This window comes from Phormidium sp. CCY1219 (assembly GCF_055795085.1).
In genome coordinates this window covers 1-11,247 of the sequence record NZ_JAYFEQ010000450.1, presented here as the reverse complement: position 1 = coordinate 11,247, position 11,247 = coordinate 1, and the positions used below count along the sequence as shown (strand labels likewise).

The 11,247-nt window shown below is 51.1% G+C and carries 8 protein-coding genes; all 8 read left to right on the top strand.

Translation table 11 applies throughout. The features are described 5' to 3' along the window. Positions 1 to 118: 118 nt before the first annotated feature. A complete protein-coding gene (gene dndE / locus AC0QH1_RS10980) occupies positions 119 to 523 on the top strand; it encodes a DNA sulfur modification protein DndE (protein WP_324631135.1) in 405 nt (134 codons plus the stop codon). A gap of 140 nt (positions 524 to 663) precedes the next feature. Beyond that, complete coding sequence (locus tag AC0QH1_RS10975) at positions 664 to 1,191, top strand: DUF1499 domain-containing protein (RefSeq protein ID WP_324631134.1); 528 nt, start codon at positions 664 to 666, stop codon at positions 1,189 to 1,191. Between the two features lie 83 nt (positions 1,192 to 1,274). Next, positions 1,275 to 2,618 (top strand): phthiocerol/phthiodiolone dimycocerosyl transferase family protein, encoded by a 1,344-nt coding sequence (locus AC0QH1_RS10970; protein WP_324631133.1) that lies wholly within the window; start codon positions 1,275 to 1,277, stop codon positions 2,616 to 2,618. A gap of 121 nt (positions 2,619 to 2,739) precedes the next feature. Then, positions 2,740 to 5,676 (top strand): DNA phosphorothioation-associated putative methyltransferase, encoded by a 2,937-nt coding sequence (locus tag AC0QH1_RS10965; RefSeq protein ID WP_324631132.1) that lies wholly within the window; start codon positions 2,740 to 2,742, stop codon positions 5,674 to 5,676. A gap of 110 nt (positions 5,677 to 5,786) precedes the next feature. After that, positions 5,787 to 6,749 carry a GDP-mannose 4,6-dehydratase gene (locus AC0QH1_RS10960; protein ID WP_324631138.1) on the top strand — a complete coding sequence of 321 codons (963 nt, stop codon included), beginning with the start codon at positions 5,787 to 5,789 and terminating at the stop codon, positions 6,747 to 6,749. 343 nt (positions 6,750 to 7,092) lie between these two features. Further along, positions 7,093 to 8,460, top strand: a complete 1,368-nt coding sequence (locus AC0QH1_RS10955) for an NAD-dependent succinate-semialdehyde dehydrogenase (protein WP_324631131.1) — start codon at positions 7,093 to 7,095, stop codon at positions 8,458 to 8,460. Between the two features lie 124 nt (positions 8,461 to 8,584). After that, the gene (locus AC0QH1_RS10950) at positions 8,585 to 10,222 is read left to right on the top strand and encodes an acetolactate synthase large subunit (protein ID WP_324631137.1); all 1,638 of its coding nucleotides are present in this window, start codon (positions 8,585 to 8,587) and stop codon (positions 10,220 to 10,222) included. Positions 10,223 to 10,321: 99 nt separating this feature from the next. Continuing rightward, on the top strand, positions 10,322 to 11,119 hold the full coding sequence (xth, locus tag AC0QH1_RS10945) for an exodeoxyribonuclease III (RefSeq protein WP_324631136.1): 798 nt from the start codon (positions 10,322 to 10,324) through the stop codon (positions 11,117 to 11,119). Positions 11,120 to 11,247 lie beyond the last annotated feature (128 nt).

The window sequence follows — 11,247 nt, the reverse complement described above, 5'->3', positions numbered from 1 at the left end:
CCTCTAGCAATTAAAATAGTAGGAGGCAGAGCCTCGGGAGGTTCGTTCCCAGGCTGAGCCTAGGAACGAGTTTGAAAATGAATTAAATGTTGTTTTTATGAGGGATTAAAGTACGTCAATGGAACCACCAATCGACCGAATAAAAGTTTCGCAAAGTGCCAAAGACCAACTGACAAAACTGAAGCGGGCGACGAAAATTGACCAGTGGAATATTTTATGTCGCTGGGCATTTTGTCGGTCTTTAGCGGAAGATTCGCCGCCCTCGCCGGTACCGATTCCGATGGATAGTAATGTGGAGATGAGTTGGCGGGTATTTGGCGGAGAAATGTCCGATATTTTATTAGTGGCATTAAAGCAGCGTTGTCACAAAGATGGGTTGGGGACGGATAAAGAAACCCTGGCGACCCAGTTTCGCCTGCACCTGCATCGGGGAATCGGCTATTTGGCAGGGGATCCGAATGTGAAGAAAATCGAGCATTTTATTGAAGTGGCGATGCCCTCACTGGTGGAGGAGGGGGGATGAAGGGGGCGGGGGTTTCCACCGCGATGCAGGGGCGAGAAGGCGATGGTGGGTGGACTTTTCGCCTATACTGCTAGATGGATGTCACAGCGATCGCATTTCCCGGTAGAATGAGTGAAGCGTTCTGAAATTCCCGACAATCTATGCACCACTTTGCTCGCTTAAAAGTGCCGACTTTGTGCATTTCGCTGATTTTAGCAATGGTCTGTTACTTATGGCAGACCCCTGCAGTTTTTGCCGAAACGAATTCACCTATAACCATCGTGAGCATCTTCTCTTTTTCTGGAACTCGTCCTACCAATCTTGGGGTCAAAAACGGCAAACTTGCCGCTTGCCCGAGTTCGCCCAATTGCGTTTCTAGCCAAGCGCCGGATACGGATAAAGAACATAAAATTGCGCCCCTCACCTATAGCGGTTCTGCTGATGATGCCTTTGCCAAACTCAAAGGGATTATCGAAGACATCGATAATGCAACCGTAGTGAAATCTGAGGACAATTATCTCTATGCTGAGTTTAGCAGCAATCTGATGGGTTTTGTGGATGATGTGGAATTTTACAACGACCCAGAAAACCAGACGATTCACCTGCGGTCTGCTTCCCGGTTGGGGCAGTCGGATTTGGGGGTAAATCGCAAACGAATCGAGTCGATTCGGGAGAAATTTACCGCCTAATAAAGAACGGCGATCGCGCTTTTTTGAACCGACGCGATCGCCGAATTTAATGACCAACTAAAAAACAGGAATTGCTGTAGAGAATGAGCCAAAACAATGGCAAAGAATTAAGCGCCATAAAAACCACCGATCGCCCCTTGGGTGCCCTAGAGCAAGCAATGGAAATCTTGAATAGCTACAGCGGCACTTTTAATATCGCAACCGTCAGTAAAATCAAAGGCACGATACCAGAAACGCTTCTCAGAAAGGCGTTAGATACGATCCAAAAACGGCACCCGCGCCTACAATCGCGGATTGTGGAATCTGCCAACCAGTGGCACTTTCAAACCGAAGGAACGCAACCTGTTCCTTTGCGGATATTAGAGGTCGCTAACGAGGAACAATTGCAGCAAATTGTGGAAGGAGAGGTAAACGAAAAAATTGAGAGTAGCAAAGGATTGCTGCGATGTTTGTTCGTGAAAGGCGATCGCCCGGAGTCCAGCAGCTATTTAATCACCACCATTCATCATGCGATATCTGATGGCATATCCTCCATTCACCTGCACTCGGAAATTTTAAAAACGTGCCAGGAAATCACCTCAACTGGGGACAGTGCAGGGCAAATATCTCCCTTGCCCTGCCCGAAGGCAATCGAAGAAATATTGCCGAAATGGATGAAAGGCGTGCGAGGTAAATTGCAAGGAATTTGGTTCGTATTGCAAGTTAAGGTTAAGCAGCGCTTGTACAAACCCGAGACATTCCCCTTTGAAAAAACTGTGCCACTGCAATTCAGAAAAACGGGAATCGTCCAGCGGAAACTCGACCCAGGATTAACCCAAAATATCCTGCAAAATTGTCGGCAAAACACCACCACGGTTCAAGGGGCATTGTGTACGGCGATGTTATTTACGGCAGCGCGAAAAATTCGAGGAGAAGAAGACCGGGACGTTCGAGTAGTCTGTAGAAATTATGTAGATTTGCGCCGTTACTTAAACCCGCCAGTGAATCCGGAAGACCTGGCAATTATGGCCTCTTCTTTAACCGCATTTCACCAAGTCAAGCCGAATGGTTACTTTTGGGAACTAGCGCAAGAGGTGAGACAAAAGCTGAAAAAAGGGTTGGACAATGGGGCAATGTTCAAACCGATTTTTATGTTTCGCAAAATCATAGAATCGCTTCTGGCAACACCGAATCAATCATCGGTAACAGTGGCGGTGAGCAACGTGGGTCGAGTGAATATTCCCCGTAATTACGGCGAGTTGGAATTAGAAGAAATAAGCTTTGTGCCGGGGATTGGAGCGTTTGGAGGAATATTTGCTGTGGCTGTTACTACCTTTCGGGAAAAAATGACATTGAATTTTATGTTTTCCGATCCTTCTATTTCCCATAAAACGATAGAAAGCCTTGCCGATGAGGTGGTTGTTTATTTAAAAGAAGCCTGTCAGTGAAGACGGGTCGATCGCGCAGAGGGAAAGACCGATGGAGTCATCCGGATAAATTGGCGCGCCAAAGCGATCGCCAATGTGGTATGACAAAAGTGGTTTCCTGTTGTCGCCCGATGCTGCAACCATGACAAACATTCGCCTATCCCCGATGCAAACCCCCACGGACCGTCACGCCCCGGGACACCACCACCTACCCCGTCCCCTGCGCGTGGCGGTAGAAGGGGGGATTTTGACCCCAGAGACGAGCTTTCTCGACTATGGCAGCGATCGCGATCGCACCCCTTGCAATCTCGTTTACCTTCCCGATGAGCTCAATGCCCTCCCGTCAGACTCGGAACGTCAGGCAGTTTTGCGCGAGGCATGGCAGTTGTGCGATCGCGCCCTGATTGTCGCGGCGGCGGTAGCGATCGCGGACCGCAGTCGTGAGAAAATCGCCTACAGCAAGTCGGGAATCATCCCGCAACAGTCCTCACATTACTATTGGCAACCGGCAGAACTGAAACGCTACATCGAGGACGCGCTACAAGTCGATGCAGTGGCGGCAGATGTGGGGGTATTTTTTATCTTTCGCGACCCCAACCTATCTCTCGCTTACCGTCACTCCCAGGTGCGATCGCGCATTGACCTTCCCGAACTCGATACCTCCCTGCCCGAATTTGCCGAATCCGAAGAAATCCTCACCCCCCTGATAGACTTTGTTGCCGAACGGGGACGGCTGCCCGTGGCCGGAGAATGTGCGACCGAAGCCGAAATAGCCGCTAAATTCGGCAGTTGGGACGATGCCTTTGAGTGCGTTCTTGCCGCCAGCGATCGCCAAGGGTGGGAGAAACTGCGCGAAAACCGGCGGGAAGACCTGACGATATACTGTGCCTGCGAGATAGAAACCCGAGGAGAAGCAGAATTTTGGCACCGAGTGCGAAATTGCCCGCAACTGGCGGCAGATATACTTGCCGCGTTTGAGAACTGGGAAACCGCCCGCGATCGCGCTGCAGAAGCGATCGCCGAAGTGAAGCAACCGGATTTTATCGCCCGGGCCTGGGAAACCAGCGCCATCGGCAAAAAACTGCCCACCGCCCTGTACGTGCATCGCTGGGCGATCGCATCCCTACACCCCTCCCTGCGCCTCTACGACGCGATCGCCCGTCGGTACATCGGCTGCATCGAAGGCGCAACCCTCGTCAAGTTTAACATCGACAAACCGACAATCTCCTACTTATACTATCCCCACTTCGACAGCGACCCCCATCCCGCCTTACAAGCCAGTCTCCACCTCCACTTACGCAGCGGGAAACTCAGCTACGCCGACTACGAAAACAGCGACAATCCGCCCGTTCTGCACCGCAAAGAAGCCTTTGTTACCCCCGATTACCCACTTTACGACCTCTTTGCCACTCTCACGCGCCAAGAAGCCAAACTGGGACTGTTAAAGAAATCGCGCCCGATTGGCACCCGCAACGGCTGGTTAGACCGTTTGGCAGAAGAAGGCGTCAAAATTGAAGGTCACACATTGATACATAATCCCCAAGAAAAGCCCCAAACTGCCCCAAGCCTGCCCAAAATCGAACGCCATCGCGCCGCGATCGTGCGTCGGGAACTCTCGCGGCCCATGCGGCTAGCGTTAGAAGCCGGTTTGTTCGATCGCGATACCACGTTTTTCGATTACGGTTGTGGGCATGGGGGCGATATCCAGCGGATTGCCGAACGCGGGCATTCCAGTGAGGGATGGGACCCCTACTATCGCCCCGATACCCCCCTCGCCCCCGCAGATGTGGTGAATCTCGGCTACGTAATTAATGTGATAGAAGACCGGGAAGAACGCGAGTTGGCGCTGAAGGAAGCTTGGACGCTAGCTCACAAAGCCCTAGTGGTGGCGGCGCTGGTGTTATTGGACGATCGCGGCAGCGATCGCGTGGCATACGGCGATGGCGTGATTACCCGGCGCAATACATTTCAGAAATATTACGAACAAGAGGAACTCAAGGACTATATCGAAAGTGTGTTAGGGGTAGAAGCGATTCCGGCAGCATTAGGCATTTATTTCGTGTTTCGCGACGAAGCCACTGCCGAATGGGTAAAGGCATCTCGCTTTCGCAGTCGCACAAAAGTGCCGAAAGTGATTAAAAAGTTTGATGACTATCGAGAATTGCTCACCCCCTTGATGGAATTTGTCAGCGATCGCGGCAGACTCCCGGTGAAAGGGGAACTCCCGCAAGCTGCCGAAATCTGCAGCGAATTTCGCACCTTGCGCCGCGCCTTTAACGCCATTGTTGAAGTATCCTCCCCGGAAGAATGGGAGGCGATCGCGCAAAAACGTCGCCAAGATTTACTAACTTACATCGCCGTCAGTAACCTCATCAAACGCACCCCCTTTTCCCACTTCCCCAAAGAAATCCAAACCGATATTAAAGCCTTCTTCGGCAGCTATAAAAATATCTGCTTCCTGACCCAAAAACTGATTTACAGTTTAAACGATTTGCACTTAATCGAAACCTGCTGCAAAGAGAGTAAAATTGGCTTGCACAAACCCAACAGCCTCACGGTTCACGTTTCCGCCCTAGAAAGCCTCGACCCCTTACTGCGAATCTATGAAGGGATTATCAGTCGGATTATCGGGCGGATGGATGAAGCGACCTTAATTAAATTCTACACCAAAAAGCGCCAAATTTCTTATTTATTTTGTCCGGATTTTGACAGCGACCCGCATCCGGCATTATATACCAGCATGCAGATTAACCTAGAGACCTTTCGCGTCTTCTATCGCGACTACGATATCGATGACAATCCGCCCCTGCTGCATGGCAAAGATGCCTGCGTCACCCCCGATTATCCCGATTACGAAAAATTTGCCAAACTGACCCGTCAAGAAGAAGATTGGGGATTGTTTGAAGATTATCGGGCGATTAAACGGCGCAAGGGGTGGTTAAACTGTTTGGTAGAGCATTGCGCCGAATTGCGCGGATATAAACTGTATTGGCGCAAGGATGCGGATCCGTATCGGGTAAAAGTCCTCAAAGCTGCAGTGCGTACGCGCCAGCAAAATCGCAAAGCCGTCAAAACGTAAGAAACTCTTTAGGTAGGCATTGTCCCTCCTACGGGACTCTAAAATAGGATGAGCTAGGGTTAACCACGGCGTAACTCTAGATGGATGACCAACATCGAGATAGCCAATTTATGAAAAAAGCGCTGATTTGTGGAATTTCCGGGCAAGATGGATCCTATTTAGCTCGATACTTACTGGAGAAAGGGTACACCGTCTGCGGCACCTCGCGGGATGCCCAAATGTCATCGTTTCGCAACTTACAGCGGTTGGGAATACGCGATCGCGTCAAACTCGAATCCATGTCCCTCACCGACTTTCGCAGCGTCTTGCAGGTACTCACCAAAATCCAGCCCGATGAAGTGTACAATTTAGCCGGACAGAGTTCGGTGGGACTCTCGTTCGACCAACCGGTAGAGACCTTAGAAAGCATCGGAACCGGAACCCTCAACTTACTCGAAGCAATCCGCTTTACCGGCAACCAAATCAAATTTTACAATGCCGGATCGAGCGAATGCTTTGGGGATACCGGCGATCGCCGCGCCGATGAAACCACCCCCTTTCGCCCGCGAAGTCCCTACGCCGTCGCCAAATCCACCGCCTTTTGGGAAGTCGCCAATTACCGAGACGCCTACGGATTATTTGCCTGTTCGGGAATCTTGTATAACCACGAATCCCCCCTGAGGCCCGAACGATTCGTCACCCAAAAAATCATCGCCGCCGCCTGTCGCATCGCCCAAGGGAGTCCGGAAAAACTGCATTTAGGGAATATTTCCGTGCAACGGGACTGGGGATATGCCCCGGAATATGTGGAAGCGATGTATTTAATGATGCAGCATCCCGACCCCGATGATTACGTCATCGCCACCGGCGAGACCCACAGTTTAGAAGAATTTGTCGTCACTGCCTTTGACTGCGTGGGGCTAGATTGGCAAGACCATGTAACTACAGATGTGAGCCTGTACCGCCCCACGGATATCGCGATCGGGAAAGCCAACCCCGCCAAGGCAAAGGAAAAACTCGGATGGGAGGCGACATCGAAAATGAAAGATGTGGTGCGACAAATGGTGGAAGCGCGGATGGCTTCTTCCCAATGATTAACAGCAATTCTTGACAAATTTTGACCAAAGATAGCCGAAATTTAAGATTTCAACTGCCATAAATTTGACAAAATAGCAGAACAGGACTAAAAAAGCCAATCCGATGGTAGCCGATCGCCCACCACCCCAGGGAAAATTTACCCTGTAGGGTTTGTAGTGGTCCACCCCCACCCCGAACGGAAATTTTCCCGCTACCGCAATGGTGCCGGGAGAAAATCAGGTCAACCGGGCACCCTAAAAGTATAGGGAATTGCGGCCTATTCGGCTTCCTCGGTGCTGCTTTTATTGTGGCAGGCATTTTGTCAGGAATTGCCACGAGATTGTAATTGGGACAGAGACAATGACTATTGCAACAATTAATCCCGCAACGGGAGAAACGATAAAAACCTTTGAGGCGCTCAGCGATCGCGAGATAGAGGAAAAACTGGCAACCGCGCAAACCGCCTTTGAAAGTTATCGGCGCATTCCCTTTGCCCAAAAAGCCAAATGGATGAATGCCACAGCGGAGGTTTTGGAAAAAGACAAACAGCGCTTTGGCAACATCATCACCCAAGAGATGGGGAAAACCTTATTTTCCGCGATCGCCGAAGTGGAAAAATGTGCCCTGGTTTGTCGCTACTATGCCGACAATGCAGAGAAATTCCTCGCCGACGTCCCCGCCGAAACCGATGCCAGTTCTAGCTTCGTGCGCTATCAACCCCTCGGCGTGATTCTGGCGGTGATGCCCTGGAATTTTCCCTTTTGGCAAGTGTTTCGTTTTGCCGCACCGGCCCTGATGGCGGGCAATGTCGGTATCCTCAAACATGCATCCAACGTTCCCCAGTGCGCCCTCAACATTGAAGAGATATTTTTGGAAGCCGGAATTCCAGATGGTGCTTTCCAGACATTGTTAGTAAGTGCTGACAAAGTGGCAAAAATAATTGCCGACGATCGCGTGAAAGCCGCCACACTCACGGGGTCGGAATTTGCCGGGGCAAGTTTGGCCGAAAATGCCGGGAAACAAATCAAGAAAACTGTTTTAGAATTAGGAGGGAGCGATCCGTTTATTGTAATGGAAAGTGCGGATCTAGAAACAGCGGTGCGTACCGCGACTACAGCTCGAACCATGAATAATGGCCAATCCTGTATAGCAGCCAAACGGTTTATTCTCGCCGAAGCGATCGCCGATGAATTCGAGCAACGCTTAACCGAGTCCTTTAAAGCGTTGCGCGTGGGAGACCCAATGGATCCGGAAACCGATATCGGGCCACTGGCGACCCCAGACATCCAGAACGATTTAGACCAACTGGTGCAAACCTGCATCCAGAAGGGGTCGAACGTTTTAGTCGGCGGATCTGCATGGCGCGATCGTCCCGGAAACTTTTACCCGCCCACCATATTAAAGGACAATCCCCCCGGATCGCCGGCGTATGACGAAGAATTTTTCGGTCCGGTGGCCCTGGTATTCCGCGTCTCTGGAATTGACGAGGCGATCGCCCTGGCAAATAACAGTCCGTTTGGTTTGGGTGCGAGTGCTTGGACCGCCAACTCCGACCAACGCGATCGCTTCATTAACGAACTCGAAGCCGGTGCCGTTTTTATCAACGGCTTAGTCAAATCCGATCCCCGCTTGCCCTTTGGGGGCATCAAGCGGTCCGGATACGGACGAGAACTCAGCATCCAAGGCATTCACGAATTTGTGAATATCAAAACCGTGTGGGTGAAATAACCTTTTTTGTCGATCGCGCCGGGTTGGGGTGGCTAGCCATCTTTTACCAACTCCGACCAACGCGCAACCCCGATCCACCCACCATCAACCCCGAATTAATGTGAGGTCAATCGTTATGGGCGAAATGAACACCGCCGAACTGCTCGTTCAATGTTTGGAAAACGAAGGCGTGCAATATGTCTTCGGATTGCCCGGAGAAGAAAACCTGGAAGTGCTCAAAGCCATGAGCAACTCTTCCATTCAATTTATTACCACCCGCCACGAACAAGGCGCAGCCTTCATGGCAGATGTATATGGACGCCTGACTGGCAAAGCCGGCGTCTGTCTGTCCACCTTAGGACCGGGTGCCACCAATTTAATGACCGGCGTCGCCGATGCTAACCTGGATGGTGCCCCCCTGGTGGCGATTACCGGCCAAGTGGGCACGGACCGAATGCACATCGAATCCCATCAGTATTTAGATTTGGTGGCCATGTTAAAACCCGTCACCAAATGGAACGCCCAAATCGTCCGTCCCAGCATCACCCCCGAAATCGTCCGCAAAGCCTTCAAACGGGCACAAACCGAAAAACCCGGGGCAGTCCACATCGACGTTCCGGAAAATATTGCCGCCATGCCAGTGGAGGGACATGCACTCAACAAAGATAATCAAGAAAAGAGTTATGCCTCCTATCAAAGTTTGAACGAAGCGGCGACAGCCATTTCTCGCGCCAGCAATCCCGTAATCTTGGTCGGAAATGGTGCCATTCGCGCCCATTCCGCCGCCGCCCTGACCGAATTTGCCACCCGGTTGAAAATTCCCGTCACCAACACCTTTATGGGCAAAGGCGTGATTCCCTATACCCATCCCCTCGCGTTATGGACCACCGGCTTGCAGCAGCGCGATTATATCACTTGCGCCTTTGAAAAAACCGATTTGGTGATTGCAGTGGGGTACGATTTGATTGAATATTCCCCGAAAAAATGGAATCCGGAAGGGAAAATTCCGATTATTCACGTGAGTGCAACCCCCGCAGAAATCGACCGCAGCTACATCCCAATGGTGGAAGTAGTAGGCGATATTTCCGATTCCTTAATGGAAATTTTGCACCGCAGCGATCGCCAGGGCAAACCCACCCCCCACGCCTGCGAATTGCGAAGCGATATCCGCGCGGATTACGAACAGTATGCCAATGATAACGAGTTTCCGATTAAACCGCAAAAATTGATTTACGATTTGCGGCAAGTGATGGGACCGGAAGATGTGCTGATTTCCGATGTGGGCGCGCATAAAATGTGGATCGCCCGTCACTATCACTGCGAACGTCCGAATACTTGTTTGATTTCAAATGGATTCGCGGCGATGGGCATTGCCATTCCCGGCGCGATCGCCGCTAAATTAGTCCATCCCGAACGCAAAATCGTCGCCGCTACCGGTGATGGCGGATTTATGATGAACTGCCAAGAATTGGAAACCGCTTTGCGCGTGGGTACCCCTTTCGTGACGATTATTTTTAATGATGGCGGTTACGGGTTGATTGAATGGAAGCAGCAAAATCACTACGGCGAGTCAGCATTTATTAAGTTCGGCAATCCCGATTTTGTCAAACTCGCCGAAAGCATGGGGTTGAAAGGCTATCGCATCGACTCCACCGAAGCGTTTATTCCCACCCTGAAAGAAGCTCTAGAGCAAGAGGTGCCGGCGGTGATCGATTGCCCGGTAGACTACAGCGAAAATATTCGTTTCAGTCAAAAATCCGGTGGCTTGAGTTGTGCGATTTAGTTGCTTGTTTTGGGCCTTTGGTAGAGATTGCGGGTTGACAGCAACCCGCGATCGCCTCAACAATGAATGAGCAACAATTCTCTATCAATTGCGCCCTTGATGAAAATCGCCACTTGGAACGTGAATTCGATTCGCTCTCGCTTAAACCTAGTAACCGAATGGTTGCAGGAAAACCCCGTTGAAGTGCTCTGCTTGCAGGAAACTAAAGTGGTGGATGCGGATTTTCCCCGATCGCCTTTCAAACAGTTAGGCTATCACCTTTATATCTCCGGCCAGAAATCTTACAACGGGGTGGCTATTTTTAGCAAATCGCCCCTACAGGATGTCAGCACCGGCTTTTCCCCAGTTCTCGGTACTCCCGCCACTGAGTTCGATAGCCAAAAGCGCGTCCTCACTGGCATGTGGGGCGATATCTGCATTGTCAATCTCTACGTCCCCAATGGCGCTTCTGTGGGTAGCGACAAATATGCCTACAAACTCGATTGGCTCGCCCACCTGCGCGACTATCTCAAATCTCTGCTTGACAAAACGGCAAATATCTGCATCTGCGGCGATTTTAATATCGCCCTGGAAGATAAGGACTTGCACAAAATCCCCAAACCTAAAGATATTATGGCCTCTCCCGCCGAACGCGACGCCCTGCGTCAGGTATTAGAGTTAGGGTTTGCGGATGCTTTTCGCAAGTTCACCGATGCTGACGGTCATTATAGCTGGTGGGATTACCGCGCCGGTTCGTTTCCGCGCAATAAAGGGTGGCGCATCGACCATCATTATTTAACCCCGCCTTTGTACGACCGCGCGATCGCCTGCACTATCGATGTCGCCCCGCGCAAACTCCCGAAACCCAGCGACCATACCCCGGTGATTTTAGAACTCGCCAACGACTCGGTAGGGTAAACGCAGCCGCAATTTATCTCGTTCCTAGACCCTCCTGGGAACGAGTCTCAATCGGCGGCCACTTTCTCCCGAGGACTTGACAAAAAAAAGGCGATCGCATATAATGAAGCCGTGGCGGCAAGCAGGGC